This window comes from Streptococcus sp. 17.1 (genome assembly GCF_016648655.1).
Lineage (GTDB): Bacteria > Bacillota > Bacilli > Lactobacillales > Streptococcaceae > Streptococcus > Streptococcus salivarius_E.
In genome coordinates, this window is sequence record NZ_JACLQM010000004.1 from 1 (window position 1) to 16,211 (window position 16,211).

Here is a 16,211-nt window from a genome sequence, read left to right on the forward strand (position 1 = left end):
GTTTAGCTTACAGAACTGCTTGTGAAGCTCTAGAGGATGAGTTCGAGTAAATGTTGCACTTATTCTTGCAATTTATCATTCGAAAAAGATTTAAAAAGCATACCAGAGGTAGACCTTCTATAAAACTATTTTACTCTAATCGGTACACGTCCAAAGTTTTGTTCGCAAAGCTCGGGGTTACCTAATTGATAAACATTATCCGCTTGTTGTGTAAGCATATCCCAAGGTTCCCTTCCAATCCGAGCCACTATATCTACAGACTTTTTCACAGATTTGAGATGAAACTGCCCTTTTTGAGAAAATCCAAGGACATGAACAGCCTGGGGTAAAGGATTATCCACAGCTCCGACTAGGATATAGGTCAAAATACGACGTACCCGTGCTTTTGTATAGCGTTTGGTTGCTACCTTATCCACCAATTCCTCCACAGAAGAGGCCTCACGGATAGCAGCTTTTAAACGACTGGCAATCTCTTCATTCACCTGAAAAACACTGGTCAAATCAGGGTGTGTAAGAATCTGATAAACCAGCAATTGGAAATAATTATCCCAAGAGACCTGTGGAGAAGTCTGAAAAAGCTTGCTATTGGGCATGAACTTATCCACAAAATCACTATCTTGCTTGTGGAGACGTAGGCTGGTCGCTGAGGCGAAAGATACTTCCTTGTCTGAGGAATGATAGCCGGCCCCTTGTCTCTGAATAGGATTCAACTTAATGCCCTTACCAGCACAAGCTTTGGCATAGGCTAAGCCCAGGATATGATTGGGTGTATTGCCAGTAAAGGCTACACCAGCAAACTTTTCCCACATTTTTTGTGTCTTCTGTGGATATGATAGGTCACTCGGTAAATTTTCCACAAAAGCTTCCATTTCCTCAGACTTTTCAGTATAGACATTTGCTATAGCCTGGTAGTCTAAGACTTCTTCCGTGCCAAAAGTAAGGCTATCAACTCCCAGTCGGGACAAGATATCAACGGCCCCAGCAGCAAAATAATCGGCAGACTGGACTGACGTCAAGAAAGGCAACTCAACCACGAGGTCTGCCCCATTTTCCAAAGCCATCTGAGTCCTAATCCACTTATCCACAATAGCTGGCTCACCTCGCTGGACAAAATTCCCGGACATGGCAACGATTTTTACGCCTTCAGCCTGATCCAAGAGATACTTGTGGCCGTTATGAAAAGGATTGAACTCAGCAATAATACCTGTAACTGTCATAGGCTCTTACTTTTGGGCCACAAAGAACCAACGTGCACTAGTTTCTGTCGGTTCCTTATCCTCAAAATCGGCGTAAAGCTTGAAGGATTTGAAGCCAGCCTGCTCCAGCAAGATATCATAAGTCAAGACCTCATAGGTGCGTTCCTCATGCACCTCATCATGACGGCTAAAGCTTCCATCTTCCTCTTGGACAAAGAAAGTTAATTCATGGACAATAGAATGCGGAGCCGCATCCTCATAGGTATCCCAGAGCATAGCAAAGTCTTCTGCATTTTCATGGTAGGAATAGCCAGGGAAAACCTCATCCGTCTGATAGGTTGAGTGCACATCAAAGATAAAGACGCCATCTTCATTCAGTGCATTATAAACCTCTTTGAAGACATCCCCAACCTCTACTTCGTCCTGCATATAGCAGATAGAATCTGAGTAACAAGTCACAAAGTCGTACTTACCAGCTTGCGATAAATTCAACATGTTGCCTTCAATAAAGTCAATTTTCTGTTTGGCGGAAGCCGCACGCTTCTCCGCAATCTTCAACATATCAGCACTCAAATCGAGTCCAGTTACATCAAAACCAGCTTGAGAAAAACGTACAGATTGAATCCCAGTTCCACAAGCCAATTCAAGCAATTTCTTTTTATCCTTAGTCTTTGGCAAATGACGAAGCGAAAAATCCGTCCACAAATCGTAAAGACTATCATCCATAACAGCGTCGTAGACCGCCGCAAAAGTTTCATAAGTAGCCATAATGATGATACCAAGTCCGTCCGTAATCGGAATGAAAATTAGGGGGAGTGAGACAGAACGAGTTTTTTTTAAAATCGTTCGTTGTCTCACCCCCGCAAGGCTGATTAGGTACTCTTCCGAGCTTAAAAAGCGAATGAAGAGTCCAATCAGCTACTGCGCCAAATAATAAATTTTAATATTGATTATTTGACATAGAACTATCTATTTTCCGACGATTACAGGACGGGTTCAAATCCTTTCTAAGATACAAAGAGCGTTAAAAGCAAAGAAAGTTTATCTTTTTCTCACAGCTTTTAGCTCGTGTTCAGTTGACAAACCAACCAAACACAAGGCTCTATCCTTCCTATTAAATCTTTAGTTTAAGCAACAAAACCCAGTTGTCGCCAACTGAGTTCAGATTTTATGCCAAATAAGCTGACACATCCACCATTGGTGCTTCATGCCAGAGTTTTTCGAGGTTATAGTGTGCACGTTCATCTTCTGTAAAGATGTGAACAACAACATCGTTAAGATCCAAAAGAATCCAACCACCCTTATTGTCACCTTCCATGTGACTAGCATCAAGGCCAGCTTCTTTCACTTTCTCACGGATGTTGTCGGCAATAGCTTCCAACTGACGGCTGTTCATTGCACTCAAAATAACAAAATAATCTGTTAGACTTGTAAGGCCGTACAAATCAAGGGCAACAATGTCTTCAGCTCGCTTTTCATCAGCAGCTTTGACAACCAATTCAAGTAATTCTTCTTTCATTTAATCCTCTTTCATTAAAAAATCGTTTTGTAATCTAAGACATCTGCAAAACGTTCATCCCAAATGTTCTCGTAAAATTCATTAATCGTTTCTGCTGGAATGTCGTCTCCATCAAAGGTTGTAACAGTACCTTCGGGAACGACTAACTTGTAGCCATGTTCGAAAGCAACTTTAACGGATGTATCAACACAATACTCCGTCTGCATACCGCATAAGACTAGTTTCTCAATTCCTTGTTGATCCAAGTATTCCTTTAATCCAGTCTCTTTAAACATGCTATTGTATCGCTTCTGAAAAACCTTTTCATCAGACTGTCTCTTTAATAGTGGCGATAATTTCCAATCTTCCGAGGTTAGAGCCTCTTCCGTTTCAATATGCTGAATATAGATAATTTCAATCTGCTGTTTTCTAGCCTGATCTTGTAAATAAGAGATTTTCTCTAACAGCTTTTGTGTTTCAAAACCTGTTTCCACTAAGATATTTTGTACATCAATAATAATAAAAGCTGTTTTCACTTACTAATCCTCTTTTAAGTAATGCACAAAAGCATTATAGGTTTCCAAGGTTTGTGGGAAAATCGGTAGAGCTTGGTGGGCCAAGTGTTCTACCGTATGGACTGTTTCAAAAGCAACTGCCTTATCCAAGGATTGCTCTGCTACTTGTCTAGCTTCCTCTACCAAAGGGAAATTACGATTATGCTCAATATAATCAGCCACATAGACAATCTTATCTAGGGTTGACATTTCATGGCTTCCGACGGTATGGATCTCAATACTGCGTAGAATCTCAGAATCAGTCAAACCCAAATCTTCTTGGATTTTGTAAATCCCAACCATGCCATGCCAGACATTGTTCCCCCATTTTTTCAATTCAGGATCGAGCTCATACTTATCGATTAGCTCTAAGAATTCCTGATCCGGAAGTTCCTTGGCATAATCATGAAGGAGGCCAGCCAAACCAGCTTTTTCAGTGTCGTAACCATACTTTTCAGCAAGAGCAATAGCAGCTCGCTCAACACCCAAAACATGATTGAAGCGTTTAGGACTCATGACCGCTCGAACTTTTTCAAGGAGTTCTTCACGAGAATAGTCTAGATATTTTTCATAGGTCATTTATAGAGCCCCGCTTTCTTGATGTAGGCAAGTACAGACTGGGGCACCATAAAGTTAGGTGTACGGTCCTTCTTAATGTAGGCTCTGACTGCACTCGAACTAATATCCATAAGGGGCACATCCACCCAAATAACTGGGTAAGAGGTTCCAGCCTTATACTTAGGACGCTGAACACCAACAAATTGGACCATCTCGATTAGTTCATCAATACGATGCCATTTTGGTAGGTATTCGACCATATCCGCTCCAATAATAAAGTAATAATCCGTATCAGGATTAGCCTCTGTCAAAAGCTTCATGGTGTCATAAGTATAACTGATTCCCTTGCGTTCCAACTCGATGGTTTCAATATCCAAACCCTCGATACCGTTAATAGCCAACATAAGCATATTAAGGCGATGTTGTTCATCAATAGTCTCTTTTTTATCGACATGAGGTGGCTCAAACTCAGGCATGAGAAGAACTTCGTCAAGACCTAACTGCTGACGCACCTGGTCCGCAACAACCAAGTGAGCATTGTGAACAGGATTGAAATTTCCACCTAAAATTCCCACCTGCTTACGGCCAGTATCTTTGATTTCTTCTTCTAGTTGAACCTTTGTAAATGGGGTTACGAGATCCAGTGCCATGTACGCCTCCTCTTTTTCAAGCATTATACAACTGACTTAAGGCTAGCTGATGCTTCAAAAGTGTTCCTATACCTTAGTTTATCCTTCACCAAGCAAAGTCAGCAACTATTTTTGGATAGCTTTGACCTTTGGTGACAACTTACGATTTTCTTTTTTAGCTGACTCTTTATAGAGAATCAAGATACGTCCAATCTTAAGAACTGTATCACAGCCAATTTCTTCTTCCAAGATTTCAGCAACCTCATGAATATCTTCCATAGTGTTTTGGAGTAGGGTTACTTTGATCAATTCACGGGCATCAAGGGCGTTGCGAACACTAGTTTTGATATGATCGTTAAGACCGTTTTTCCCGATTTGTACAATAGGTTTAAGTGTGTGTGCTTCCGATTTGAGGAAGGCACGTTGTTTTGATGTTAATGACATGTTTATTCCTTTTAACTACTTAACTAAGTTTAAATAATCGCTTTTCGTACGACAACGCCAACACCTTCTGGTGCCCAAGCAGCAACGATGGTTGGTTGGTCAGCTTTTCCTTGGACACGGATCCATCCTAATCCTGAGAAGACAATGTCTGTCTTATCTTTAACAGTAAATTCATGACGAACAAGTTTTGGAAAATCAGCCAATTCCTTTGGCCCAGGAGGCATGAGGAGACTTCCAACATGCTTATCATAGAAGGCATCTGCGCCTTCTAGTTTGGTACGATGAAGCTTTAGATTATTGTCAAAGAAGGCTGTAAATCCTTGTTTATCACCATCAATAAAGTCAAAGCGTCCAAGACCGCCTAGGAATAGGCTTTGTCCTGCATTTAACTGGTAAGTTTTTGGCTTAATTTCCTTCTTAGGACTAACGTACTTGAGATCCTTCGCTGACAGATAGTGTGCCATCTGGTGTCGGTGAATAATTCCTGGTGTATCAAAAATATAGCTACCGTCATCCAATGGGATTTCAATCTTATCAAGGGTCGTTCCTGGAAAACGAGAGGTTGTAATAACATCTTTATCACCAGTAATTTCTTTGATGATGGCATTGATTAAGGTTGATTTACCAACATTCGTAACACCAACAACATAGACATCACGACCCTTACGGAGTTTTTCAATACGTTGAATCAACTCTTTAATGGCGTGGTGATTTTGGGCAGACGTCAACATGACATCCACCGGACGCATCCCTTCTTCGTGGGCACGTTCTGTCAACCATTGGGTTACCTTACCATCTTTAACAGATTTAGGCAGGATATCCTTTTTATTTCCAACCAAGAGCACATCATTACCCGAAACAAAGCGTGATAAGCCTGGTATGATTGATCCATTAAAATCAAAAATATCAACGACATTGACAACGAGGGCATCACTATCACCAACTTCATGAAGCAATTTTAAAAATTCATCATCTGTGATGTGGACGTCCACAATCTCATTGTAATGACGAAGACGGAAACAGCGTTGGCAGTATAACTCACCTGTTTCTTCGGCCTTTTTAATAGAGCTAGCAGGTGTGAAACCTGCTTTTTCTTTATCTTCTGTTTGAATTTGGGCTCCACACCCAATACAAAATAATTCTTCCATTAAATTCCTTTGTTGAAGGTCATTGGACCATATGCTTTTTCAATCTTTTTCCACATGCGACGTTCACGCCAACGGTTAAACTTGGTTACCCAAGCATCTGATTTCACCAAAGGCTTGACCAAAATCGATCGAATTCCAGCTCTGTGGCTAGCTCTGATGTCAGTCATTAGCTGGTCTCCCACCATAACAACCTCGTCTCGATTAAAGTGGTAACGCTCAATTGCTTCATTAATCCCTTTAGTAAAAGGTTTCATGGCACGACTCACGAAATCCACATGGAAATTGGCAACCGCACGTTCAACACGTTCATGTTTGTTGTTAGAGACCACAACCACCGGAATGTCAGCCTCTGTCATTTCATCTAACCAAGCACGTAGCTCAGGAGTCCCATCAGGGTTGTTCCAAGCAATCAAGGTATTATCCAAATCGACCAAGACGGCACGAATACCGTGTTCACGTAGCTGGTCAGGTTTCAAATCATAAACAGCCTCCACCATAAAATGGGGCCTATAATCGTCTATAGTCATTTTCTCTCCAAAATGTTAGTTTACCTCTTATTCTACCATATTTTTAAGGTTTATGTGTGAGACTTAAGTCCTATTTTTTAAGAACATCCTTTACAGAACAATAAAGAAAAGAGCCACAATCACTCAGGCTCCAATCTTATCTTTGAATTTTTTCTTGTTTTTTAAGGGCAACTAAATTCTTAAGCGATATGATGATAACAGCAAGAACAATTAAAAACATTCCAACCACATCAATGGCAAAGAAGCGGTCCCCCATAATTAATACGGTCAAAATGACCGACGCTATAGGTTCTACCGAAGCCAAGAGACTCCCTTTGACAGCTCCAACCATGGTTGTCCCCTTAAGGAAAACGGTGTAAGCAAAGACTGTCCCAATGAAGACCAAGCCAAAGAGTGCTAGAAGATTTCCACTAGTCAAGGGTAGCTCGTACTTCCAGGCTTGGATAACAATCGGAAAGATTAAACCACCAATCAACAGACCTAAACCAATGACAATCAAACTTCCCCATTTTTCAATAGCCTTAGCAGGCAGTAAGATATAAATTGCATAGGTCACCGCCGAAAAGAGACCCCAGAACAAGCCCAGAGGTGTAATCGCCAGCTCCCTTATCTGACCATGCGTTGCGATGGTAAAGGTTCCCACAATAGCCATGATAATCGCCACTAGCTCTGCTGCTGTTGGGAACCTACGATATTTTGCACATACAAAAGCCAGGATGATAACTGGGGTGACATACTGCAAGACCGTCGCTGTCCCAGCATTAGTGTATTGAATAGCACTAAGATAGGCGTACTGATTTAGTACCAGACCAAAGAGCGCAAATAAGGCGATACTTACTAAGGTTTTTCTATCTTTAATAGCTTGTACTAATTTGTCTCGCTGCCTAAAAAAGACCGAAGCCGTTAGTAAAATACCAGACAGAAGCAAACGTAAACTCGTCAAAAGATTGACATTAACACCATGAGCCATTAGGTATTGACCAGAAACTCCTGAAAATCCCCAGGCAATTCCTGCAGTTATGACCATCAGACTACCTTTTAGCGTCTTTGACATAGTCGCCTCCCAAATCTATTTGTTTCTGTTATTGTAACACAAAAAGGTCGAAACAAAACGGTTTCGACCTTTATCTATTCATTCGACCTTTATAAACTTATTCTGGTTGAACCAAGATTTTAATTTGAGATTTATCTTGGGTTAATTCAACAAAACCTTCTTCAACGATATTCTCCAATTTAATTTTCTTAGTAACCAATTTATCAGCAGGGAAGTAGCCTTGTTCCATCAATTCCAAAACTTTAGGGAAGATGTGACGGTAGGCAATAATTCCTTTGAGAGATTTTTCTTGGATGGCGAATTCATTTGGATTGATGCTGGCTTCACGTTCCCAGATAGATACGACCATACATTCCCCAGCTTTATGAACAGCTGCAAGGGCTTGGCCTAAAACAACCGGAACCCCAGTAACTTCGTAAGAAACATCTGCTCCACCTCCTGTCAAACGATGGATAGCCTCTACGACTGTTTCCCCTTCTTCTGGGCGAACAACAATTGCTCCCAATTCTTCTGCTTTCGCTTGACGTTCAGGAGACAATTCAACCGCATAGATTTTTGATGCGCCTGCTGCACGAAGGGCTTCAACAATCAAAAGACCAATTGGACCCAAGCCAAAGATAACAGCTGTATCCCCAGCTTTCAAAGCAGATTGACGGACTGCATACACAGCTACAGCAGCAGGTTCTGTAAGAGCAGCTTGTTCATAGCTCAAGCTATCTGGAATCACATGGACAAGATCACCATCAAGGACACAGTATTTCGCAAAACCACCATCTGCAGCGAGGCCGACGAAGTTCAAGTTTGGATCAAGGTTATAATCACCAATCAAGTTGTGCTCTGCAAGAATTGGTTCGATGGTTACACGATCGCCAACTTTGACACGAGTCACATTACTTCCGACTTCTACAATCTCACCAGAGAATTCATGTCCCAAAGTAACCGGTGCTTTTTGACCAGAATACACATGTTCTTCAGTTGGGATGAAGATCGGTCCATCCAAATATTCATGCAAGTCTGTCCCACAGATCCCTGTGAACTTAACTGCCACTTTTACTTGATGTGGTTGTACTTCAGGTACTTCCACTTCTTCGATACGAACGTCTTTCGCTGCATGCCAGCGAGCTGCTTTCATAGTAGCCATATGATGATCTCCTTGTTTTCACAATTTTTGGTTTTCTTTTCAGGAAACATTATACATCAAATTGTAAACGTTTTCTTTTTACTTGTCAAGGAAAAAGGGATCAAAAGAAATGAGGGAAGTACCCTATGAAGTACCTCCCTAATCTAAACAATAGTTACCTTATTTCTTTTTGATTCGAGACACCTCTAGCCACCAACCCACAATCCAGCCAAGGACTAAAAGATAATTTTCAAGTGCTCCAATAGCATTCACTGAGTGATGATGTTGAAGATAGCTAAGGAAATGATTGGTCCCAATACCCAGTCCACCTAGAATCAAAGCAAGCAGAACGGCTCTCAGATAAAACCAATCGTATTTGAGATTAACGGCAAGGAGGATGACCAGAACCGCCACATTCCAAATACCAATCTCCCTCTGCCAGCCAACTGAAATACCGTACCCCGAATGACTTCCCATATAGGTTGGGAAGAATAGCTGAAAAATAATGGCACCAGTCATAGCGAGAATGACGAGGATAAATAGGACTCTTAAGAATTTGTTCATAGGGTTGCCTCCTAAAATCTTCTATAAAAATATTCCCAACTAGTCTAACACAAATATTGCAAATAAAAAACCAACCTCTCGGCTAGTTCTTTATCTATTATTCTTCTTTCAACTTCGCCAATTCTTGGGCAAGTAGCTTGAGGGCTACTTGTGGGTTGGCTTGGCCTTTGGTTGCTTTCATGAGGAAGCCTGTGAAGGCCTTGTCAGCGTTACGTTTACCTGACTTGAAGTCGGCTACGGCTGCTTCATTATCTGCAAAGACTTGGTGGATGATTGGGATCAAGACTTCAGGGTCTGAAATCTGTACCAATCCAGCTTTTTCGACGTATTCACGCGCACCGCCACCATTTTTCGCCAAATGAACGAAGACTTTCTTGGCAATCTTAGAAGAGATGGTTCCATCTTCAATGATGGCAATCATTTCTACCAAGTTTTCTGGTGTCAACTTGATTTCTTCAAGCGTTTTACCTTCTGCGTTCAAGAATTGAGCGACTTCACCTTGGAGCCAGTTAGACACTTGTTTAGCGTCTCCGCCAAGGGCTACGGCTGCTTCAAAGAAGTCAGATGTGACCTTAGTAGCTGTCAATTGATTGGCATCATAGTCAGACAAGCCAAGCTCTGCCACATAGCGAGCACGGCGGTCTTTTGGAAACTCAGGCAATGATGTACGCATTTCCTCAATCCACTCATCTGAGATTTCAAACAAGGGAAGGTCTGGTTCTGGGAAGTAACGGTAATCCGCTGCTCCTTCTTTGACACGCATAAGAATCGTGCTCTTGTTGGCCTCATCATAACGGCGTGTTTCTTGACGAATGACACCACCCGAACGCAAGATTTTCGCTTGGCGTTGCACTTCATATTCAAGACCTTTACGCACGTTTGAGAAAGAGTTCAAGTTCTTCAACTCCGTCTTGGTACCAAATTCCTCTTGACCATAGGGGCGAAGGGAAATGTTGGCATCGACCCGCATCGATCCTTCTTCCATCTTGACGTCAGAAATGCCAGTGTACTGGATGACTTCTTTAAGGGCTGTCAAATAAGCGTAGGCTTCTTCTGGAGAACGCATATCTGCTTCTGATACAATCTCGATCAATGGAACCCCTTGACGGTTGAGGTCTACATAAGAGAAACCGTCTGTTCCGTGGGTGTTCTTACCGGCATCTTCTTCCAAGTGGGCACGTTCAATCCCGATTTTCTTAGTTGAGCCATCTTCCAATTGCACTTCAATCCACCCATTATAACCGATAGGCTCATCAAATTGCGAAATTTGGTAGGCCTTTGGATTATCAGGATAGAAATAGTTCTTACGGTCAAAGTGCATGTGCTGATGGATATCCATATTCAGGGCCAAAGCAGCCTTGATACCAGCGTCCACAACACCCTTGTTCAAGACAGGAAGCACCCCTGGGAAAGACCAGTCAATCACATTGGTATTAGCATTTTGCTCGTTTCCAAAGTGGGCAGAGGTTGGTGAGAAAATTTTTGAGTTTGTATTCAATTCAACGTGGACTTCAAGTCCGATGACTGTTTCAAAGTTCATTAATTGTCACCTCCGAAAATAAGGGGTTGTTGCTTGTGGTAATCCGTCGTAGCTTCAAAGGCAGCTGCGGCTTGGTAGATGGTTTCTTCAGAATACTTAGGACCAATCAACTGCAAACCAACTGGAAGACCTTGCGCAAAACCTGCAGGAATCGAAATCCCTGGAAGACCTGCCAAGTTGACTGGAATAGTCAAGAGGTCAGCCAAGTACATGGCAACCGGATCATGGTTAAGCGAATCCAAATCAAAGGCCACGCTTGGAGCTGTTGGACCAAGGATGAGGTCGTAATCCGCAAAGACTTTTTCAAAATCTTGGATAATGAGGGTACGGACTTGACCAGCTTTCTTGTAGTAAGCATCGTAGTAACCAGATGACAAACTAAAGGTACCAAGCATGATACGGCGTTTGACTTCATCACCAAAGCCTTGGCTACGAGTGTTCACGTAGATGTCATCCAAGTTCTTGGCATCTTCCGCACGGAAACCATAACGAATCCCATCAAAACGTTGCAAGTTTGATGAAGCTTCAGATGAAGCAATGATGTAGTAAACGGCAACCCCGTATTTAGAATGTGGCAGGCTGACTTCTTCGACAGTTGCTCCCAATTTCTCAAAGTGTTTAGCCGCATTAAGGATAGTTTCTTTGACTTCTGGGTCAATTCCTTCACCGAGGTATTCCTTAGGAAGGGCAATCTTCATACCCTTGATGTCTTGACCAATCTTAGAAGTAAAGTCTGCTACGCATACTGGCGCTGAAGTTGAATCTTTGGCATCTTCACTGGCAATGACATTGAGCAATTGGGCATTTTCCTTAACGGTTGGTGAGAAAGTACCGATTTGGTCAAGTGAGCTACCAAAGGCAATAAGACCGAAACGTGAAACAGTTCCATAAGTTGGTTTGAGACCAACAATCCCGTTGAAGGCAGCTGGTTGGCGGATAGAACCACCAGTATCAGAACCAAGAGACAAACGAACTTGCCCTGAAGCGACAGAAGCTGCTGAACCACTAGAAGATCCACCAGGCACCTTGCTGTGGTCCCAAGCATTTTTAGTCGCCCCATAGTAAGATGTTTCACCAGATCCACCCATAGCAAATTCATCCATGTTGGTCTTCCCGATGACAATCATATCTTTGGCTTTTGCATTGGCAACAGCTGTCGCATCAAAGATAGGCTCGTAGTTGTAGAGCATTTTTGAAGCCGCAGTCGTCAAGATACCATCTGTTGAGATATTGTCTTTGACAGCGAGTAGAATCCCTGACAAGAGGTTATCTTTATCAATTCCTTTTTCGTCAATAGCCTTAGCTTGGGAAAGTGCTGCTTCTTCAGCCACCGTCACAAAGGCATTGACCGCTTCTTCACGCACCTTGATATCGTCAAGTGTCGCTTGGGTCAATTCGGTTGCTGAAATTTCCTTAGAGACAAGGAGGTCGTGCAACTCTTCAATGGTTTTATTGTTGAATGACATTAGGCATCTCCTCCATCTTCTAGGATAGCTGGTACCTTGATGTAGTAGTTATCTTTTTCAGGTACATTTTTAAACAAGCGGTCGCGGTCTGTCCCTTTTTCAGCAACATCCGGACGCAATACGGTCTTACGATCAGCCATAGTCGTTGTTGGGGCAACACCTGTTGTGTCCACTTCTTCCAACAATTCCACCATGTCGACAATTTTAGACAAGGTTGTCGCAAACTCAGCTGTCTCTTCTGGAGAGAATTTCAATTTTGAAAGATTGGCAACGTGGGTTACCTCTTCTTGCGTAATTTTCATCTTGCTTCCTTTCGTGAAATGATGATTTTTCAATACGTTCTATTTTACCATAATTAGGCCTATTTTGCTTGGAGGATAAAAAAACTGTAGTAACTTTTTTGTCACTACAGTTTACAGAGATAGAGCTTTTTCAAAACACTTATCGTATGGCTATCAAGAGCTTTCTCCAGACTTCTAAAATTTCTGGTTTCAAATACTGTTTTGCCAGGTCATATGAGGCTCGGTGCATAGACTCAAGATCACTTTCTAAGGCAAATACAATCTTGTCGGCCATCTGAGAAACGAGTAGGTCCTCATCCAAAGTCTCGCTATAAGGAACCAGAAAACCATTTTTACCATCTTTGATGAAAGTTGGATTGCCATAACGGGCATCAAAGCCAACCAAGGCTAGACCTGCTCCCACCGCTTCCATCAGAGTCAAGCCAAAGGTCTCCCACTGAGAGGTGGTGACATAAAGTTCATACTGTGGGTAAACTTCACGTAAATCCGCATGACCCCGAAGTTGGATGAAGTCACCTGCCCCAAGAGCATCAATCAGATCTTGTAGATTCTCTTGCTCGCCACCTTTGCCATAGATGTCATTAGTCGAGAACTCACACCCTATTCTACAGAGGCACCGTTACTTGCGATAACTTCTTTGTACCAGTTAAATGATTTCTTCTTAGAGCGTTTAAGACTACCATTACCATCGTTATCTCGGTCCACATAGATGAAGCCATAACGTTTCTTCATTTCACCAGTTCCAGCAGAAACAAGGTCGATACAGCCCCAGGTTGTGTAGCCCCAAAGCTCTACACCATCTTCATTAATAGCATCACGCATAGCCTTGATGTGGGCTGCCAAGTAGTCGATACGATAATCGTCTTCAACATAGCCATTTTCATCTGGCGTATCCACAGCACCAAGCCCATTTTCAACGATAAACATCGGTTTTTGGTAACGATCCCAAATAGCATTGAGGGTAATACGAAGGCCTAGTGGGTCAATTTGCCAGCCCCACTCTGAAGCTTCCAAATATGGATTTTTAATAGAGGCAAAGATATTTCCAGCAGTCTCTTCATTAACTTCTGGATCACCTGAAGCCACACGACTTGCATAGTAAGAGAAGGAAATAAAATCAACAGTATGCTCTTTAAGAAGGGCCAAATCTTCTTCCGTCATCTCAAGCTTAATGCCATCACGTTCCCACTGTTTCTTAGCATAATTTGGATACTCTCCACGAGCTTGAACATCAGTAAAGAAATAGCTACTACGGTCTTCTTGAATAGCTGCCCAGTAGTCACGTGGATGGGCTGTATTTGGATAATATTGACCTGCTGCCAACATACAACCGACCTTATTTTCAGGGTCAATCTCATGAGCCAATTTCGTCACCATAGCTGAGGCTACCAACTCATGGTGAGCAGCCTGATATTTAACCTGTTCCTCATTCTCACCCTCTTCAAAGCAGAGTCCTGCTCCCATAAATGGTGCATGGAGAATCATATTGATTTCATTGAAAGTGAGCCAGTACTTAACCAAACCTTTATAACGTGTGAAAAGGGTACGGCAAAGATTTTCATAGAAGCCAAGCATCTTACGGTTACGCCAGCCGCCATACTCGGTAATCAAGTGCATGGGACAATCAAAGTGTGTAATCGTTACCAAAGGTTCAATACCATACTTGTGACATTCCTTGAAGAGGTCCTCATAAAAGGCAAGCCCAGCTTCATTTGGCTCAGCCTCATCCCCCTTAGGAAAAATACGTGACCAAGCAATAGAAAGACGATAGGTCTTAAATCCCATTTCACCAAAAAGAGCAATATCTTCCTTGTAACGATGGTACATGTCGATACTTTCCTTAGCTGGATAGAAATAGCCATCCTCAAAATCAAACATCTTACGACGTCCAGTGATAATAGAAAGGCGATCCTCACCAATTGGCACCACGTCAACATTGGCTAGACCACGCCCATCAGCATCATAGGCCCCCTCACATTGGTTGGCCGCTGTCGCCCCACCCCACAAAAATCCGTCAGGGAAAGTCATTTTTTTAGTCATTCTTCTACCTCTTATGATTCAAGATTATTTCAGTAATAGTATATAGTAATCTGGAATCGTTTTCTTATAGTAAACTACGAAAAACTGATACTATCCTATGATTTTTGACAAAAAACAAGAGTAGGACAGATTCCCACTCTCGATTATAATTCTTATTACTCCACAATTGTTGCTCCAAGAACATTCTTAAAATGCCCGATAGCAAAGTCATGAGCTTCAGGCGTCAAGGAAGCTGTTGCACTCGCTACAACCTCGATATCATAGCCCAAATTATAGGCATCAATGGCTGTATGTAGGACACAAATATCCGTTAAAACTCCTGTCAAAACAACTGTCGTCACACGACGCTCACGCAAACGAATATCTAAATCCGTTCCCGAAAAGGCTGAATAGTGTCGCTTGTCCATCCAAAAGACACGATTATCATCCTTGATGGCATCATATACACCAGCTAACTTTCCATAAAGTTCTCGCCCAGATGTCCCTGCAATATTGTGCGGTGGAAAGAGCTTAGTTTCAGGATGGAAGGTATCTCCTTCATCATGTCGGTCCATAGCAACGAAGATATAATCCCCATTATCATAGGCCTCTTGAGTTACCTGGGCAATGCGGTCTTCAATGGCTTGGGCAGGCTTTCCAGCCGTCAACTTCCCATCATCTGCCACAAAATCATAAGAGTAATCAATTGATATCAATGCCTTTGTCATATTACTTTCTCCTTTTAAAAAAAGTGGGGCAGGTTCCTCCTACCTCACTTTCCTTCAGTATTCTTCTTATTCGTATTCTTTCAATTTATCGTAGATACCTTCGTTAAGGACTTTAAGATAAGTCCCTTTCATACCGAGTGAACGGCTCTCAATAATACCAGCTGATTCCAACTTACGAAGGGCATTAACGATAACTGAACGTGTGATTCCAATACGGTCAGCGATAACAGACGCTGTCAAGCGGCCTTCCAAACCGTCCAACTCATTCAAGATAGCTGAAACTGCCTTGATTTCCGAGTAAGACAAGGTATTAATAGCCATGTTAATAGCTGTCTGTTTACGAATTGTTTCTTCCAAGTTCTCTGTTTGAAGATTCAACAACTGCAACCCAACTACTGTAGAGGCAATCTCAACCAAGATAAGATCTTCATCTACAAAGTCATGATCGTTACGCCAAATGATGAAAGAACCAAGACGCATACCACCACCATAGATAGGGGCAATTGTAGTCAAACCATCTGGGAAGTCGTCTTTTGATTCCACAGGGAAAATGGTCAAGTCACTGTCAATACCAATGTTTTCTTGAGTGTCATAAACACGGCTGATACCACGTGTATACTCTTCTGGAAGCTGTTTGGCTTCAAAAAACTCTTCTACACGATCATTGTTGGTTTTGTACTTCATGGCAAAACCAAGGAGAGCACCACCACCATTAACGATAGCAGCGTTACAATCAATGATATCTGCCAATTGAGCAGCCATATTGTTGTATGGAAGATCTCCTTCCAAGCTGTCTACTGAGCGTTGCAAGATAGATGTAATTTTACGTGTTTTAGCCAGCAAATTTGCCATATTTATTGTCTT

The 16,211-nt window shown here is 42.2% G+C and carries 18 protein-coding genes and 1 pseudogene; all 19 read right to left on the bottom strand.

The features are described 5' to 3' along the window. Window positions 1-125: 125 nt before the first annotated feature. The 19 genes and pseudogenes from H7T99_RS03435 to codY all read right to left on the bottom strand — a co-directional run bounded on the left by H7T99_RS03435 (window position 126) and on the right by codY (window position 16,199). On the bottom strand, window positions 126-1,217 hold the full coding sequence (locus H7T99_RS03435; protein ID WP_037602447.1) for a nucleotidyltransferase: 1,092 nt from the start codon (window positions 1,215-1,217) through the stop codon (window positions 126-128). A gap of 6 nt (window positions 1,218-1,223) precedes the next feature. Continuing rightward, entirely contained in the window at window positions 1,224-1,964 is a 741-nt protein-coding gene (locus tag H7T99_RS03440; RefSeq protein ID WP_004183284.1) for a class I SAM-dependent DNA methyltransferase, read from the bottom strand. A 400-nt stretch (window positions 1,965-2,364) separates the two neighbouring features. Continuing rightward, the gene (gene rsfS / locus H7T99_RS03445; protein ID WP_002891669.1) at window positions 2,365-2,715 is read right to left on the bottom strand and encodes a ribosome silencing factor; all 351 of its coding nucleotides are present in this window, start codon (window positions 2,713-2,715) and stop codon (window positions 2,365-2,367) included. A gap of 14 nt (window positions 2,716-2,729) precedes the next feature. Further along, complete coding sequence (locus H7T99_RS03450; protein WP_004183286.1) at window positions 2,730-3,230, bottom strand: cysteine hydrolase family protein; 501 nt, start codon at window positions 3,228-3,230, stop codon at window positions 2,730-2,732. A 3-nt stretch (window positions 3,231-3,233) separates the two neighbouring features. Next, window positions 3,234-3,827 carry a bis(5'-nucleosyl)-tetraphosphatase (symmetrical) YqeK gene (gene yqeK / locus H7T99_RS03455; protein WP_004183288.1) on the bottom strand — a complete coding sequence of 198 codons (594 nt, stop codon included), beginning with the start codon at window positions 3,825-3,827 and terminating at the stop codon, window positions 3,234-3,236. Further along, complete coding sequence (locus H7T99_RS03460) at window positions 3,824-4,456, bottom strand: nicotinate-nucleotide adenylyltransferase (RefSeq protein ID WP_021143701.1); 633 nt, start codon at window positions 4,454-4,456, stop codon at window positions 3,824-3,826. Before H7T99_RS03460 ends, yqeK begins: the two co-directional genes overlap by 4 nt. 105 nt (window positions 4,457-4,561) lie before the next feature. Further along, entirely contained in the window at window positions 4,562-4,879 is a 318-nt protein-coding gene (gene yhbY / locus H7T99_RS03465) for a ribosome assembly RNA-binding protein YhbY (RefSeq protein ID WP_002884193.1), read from the bottom strand. A gap of 29 nt (window positions 4,880-4,908) precedes the next feature. Further along, window positions 4,909-6,027 carry a ribosome biogenesis GTPase YqeH gene (yqeH, locus tag H7T99_RS03470; protein ID WP_037602450.1) on the bottom strand — a complete coding sequence of 373 codons (1,119 nt, stop codon included), beginning with the start codon at window positions 6,025-6,027 and terminating at the stop codon, window positions 4,909-4,911. Next, window positions 6,027-6,554: a YqeG family HAD IIIA-type phosphatase gene (locus tag H7T99_RS03475; RefSeq protein ID WP_037602453.1), complete on the bottom strand. Its 528-nt coding sequence runs from the start codon at window positions 6,552-6,554 to the stop codon at window positions 6,027-6,029. Before H7T99_RS03475 ends, yqeH begins: the two co-directional genes overlap by 1 nt. 136 nt (window positions 6,555-6,690) lie before the next feature. Next, complete coding sequence (locus tag H7T99_RS03480; RefSeq protein ID WP_037602455.1) at window positions 6,691-7,608, bottom strand: DMT family transporter; 918 nt, start codon at window positions 7,606-7,608, stop codon at window positions 6,691-6,693. Window positions 7,609-7,705: 97 nt separating this feature from the next. After that, the gene (locus H7T99_RS03485; protein WP_037602457.1) at window positions 7,706-8,749 is read right to left on the bottom strand and encodes a 2,3-butanediol dehydrogenase; all 1,044 of its coding nucleotides are present in this window, start codon (window positions 8,747-8,749) and stop codon (window positions 7,706-7,708) included. Between the two features lie 159 nt (window positions 8,750-8,908). After that, window positions 8,909-9,292 (bottom strand): hypothetical protein, encoded by a 384-nt coding sequence (locus H7T99_RS03490; protein ID WP_037602459.1) that lies wholly within the window; start codon window positions 9,290-9,292, stop codon window positions 8,909-8,911. A gap of 97 nt (window positions 9,293-9,389) precedes the next feature. Further along, on the bottom strand, window positions 9,390-10,832 hold the full coding sequence (gatB, locus tag H7T99_RS03495; RefSeq protein WP_037602461.1) for an Asp-tRNA(Asn)/Glu-tRNA(Gln) amidotransferase subunit GatB: 1,443 nt from the start codon (window positions 10,830-10,832) through the stop codon (window positions 9,390-9,392). Then, window positions 10,832-12,298 (bottom strand): Asp-tRNA(Asn)/Glu-tRNA(Gln) amidotransferase subunit GatA, encoded by a 1,467-nt coding sequence (gatA, locus tag H7T99_RS03500; protein ID WP_201035950.1) that lies wholly within the window; start codon window positions 12,296-12,298, stop codon window positions 10,832-10,834. Before gatA ends, gatB begins: the two co-directional genes overlap by 1 nt. Further along, window positions 12,298-12,600, bottom strand: a complete 303-nt coding sequence (gene gatC, locus H7T99_RS03505; RefSeq protein WP_002884769.1) for an Asp-tRNA(Asn)/Glu-tRNA(Gln) amidotransferase subunit GatC — start codon at window positions 12,598-12,600, stop codon at window positions 12,298-12,300. Before gatC ends, gatA begins: the two co-directional genes overlap by 1 nt. Window positions 12,601-12,739: 139 nt before the next feature. Beyond that, window positions 12,740-13,180, bottom strand: a pseudogene (locus H7T99_RS03510) (glycosyltransferase); the annotation flags it as partial. Window positions 13,181-13,200: 20 nt separating this feature from the next. Then, window positions 13,201-14,640 (bottom strand): 6-phospho-beta-glucosidase, encoded by a 1,440-nt coding sequence (locus H7T99_RS03515; protein WP_037602469.1) that lies wholly within the window; start codon window positions 14,638-14,640, stop codon window positions 13,201-13,203. Between the two features lie 155 nt (window positions 14,641-14,795). Continuing rightward, window positions 14,796-15,347, bottom strand: coding sequence for a cysteine hydrolase family protein (locus H7T99_RS03520; protein ID WP_004183314.1), 552 nt, complete (start codon window positions 15,345-15,347; stop codon window positions 14,796-14,798). A 66-nt stretch (window positions 15,348-15,413) separates the two neighbouring features. Continuing rightward, complete coding sequence (codY, locus tag H7T99_RS03525) at window positions 15,414-16,199, bottom strand: GTP-sensing pleiotropic transcriptional regulator CodY (protein WP_002884784.1); 786 nt, start codon at window positions 16,197-16,199, stop codon at window positions 15,414-15,416. Between the last annotated feature and the right edge of the window lie 12 nt (window positions 16,200-16,211).

Bases quoted from the DNA above. Each gene is read 5' to 3' on its own strand.
- yhbY (WP_002884193.1), bottom strand. From the start codon at position 4,879: ATGTCATTAACATCAAAACAACGTGCCTTCCTCAAATCGGAAGCACAC.
- H7T99_RS03490 (WP_037602459.1), bottom strand. From the start codon at position 9,292: ATGAACAAATTCTTAAGAGTCCTATTTATCCTCGTCATTCTCGCTATG.
- H7T99_RS03520 (WP_004183314.1), bottom strand. From the start codon at position 15,347: ATGACAAAGGCATTGATATCAATTGATTACTCTTATGATTTTGTGGCA.
- rsfS (WP_002891669.1), bottom strand. From the start codon at position 2,715: ATGAAAGAAGAATTACTTGAATTGGTTGTCAAAGCTGCTGATGAAAAG.
- H7T99_RS03485 (WP_037602457.1), bottom strand. From the start codon at position 8,749: ATGGCTACTATGAAAGCAGCTCGCTGGCATGCAGCGAAAGACGTTCGT.
- H7T99_RS03475 (WP_037602453.1), bottom strand. From the start codon at position 6,554: ATGACTATAGACGATTATAGGCCCCATTTTATGGTGGAGGCTGTTTAT.
- H7T99_RS03460 (WP_021143701.1), bottom strand. From the start codon at position 4,456: ATGGCACTGGATCTCGTAACCCCATTTACAAAGGTTCAACTAGAAGAA.
- H7T99_RS03480 (WP_037602455.1), bottom strand. From the start codon at position 7,608: ATGTCAAAGACGCTAAAAGGTAGTCTGATGGTCATAACTGCAGGAATT.
- H7T99_RS03515 (WP_037602469.1), bottom strand. From the start codon at position 14,640: ATGACTAAAAAAATGACTTTCCCTGACGGATTTTTGTGGGGTGGGGCG.
- yqeH (WP_037602450.1), bottom strand. From the start codon at position 6,027: ATGGAAGAATTATTTTGTATTGGGTGTGGAGCCCAAATTCAAACAGAA.
- gatB (WP_037602461.1), bottom strand. From the start codon at position 10,832: ATGAACTTTGAAACAGTCATCGGACTTGAAGTCCACGTTGAATTGAAT.
- yqeK (WP_004183288.1), bottom strand. From the start codon at position 3,827: ATGACCTATGAAAAATATCTAGACTATTCTCGTGAAGAACTCCTTGAA.
- H7T99_RS03440 (WP_004183284.1), bottom strand. From the start codon at position 1,964: ATGGCTACTTATGAAACTTTTGCGGCGGTCTACGACGCTGTTATGGAT.
- H7T99_RS03435 (WP_037602447.1), bottom strand. From the start codon at position 1,217: ATGACAGTTACAGGTATTATTGCTGAGTTCAATCCTTTTCATAACGGC.
- gatC (WP_002884769.1), bottom strand. From the start codon at position 12,600: ATGAAAATTACGCAAGAAGAGGTAACCCACGTTGCCAATCTTTCAAAA.
- codY (WP_002884784.1), bottom strand. From the start codon at position 16,199: ATGGCAAATTTGCTGGCTAAAACACGTAAAATTACATCTATCTTGCAA.
- gatA (WP_201035950.1), bottom strand. From the start codon at position 12,298: ATGTCATTCAACAATAAAACCATTGAAGAGTTGCACGACCTCCTTGTC.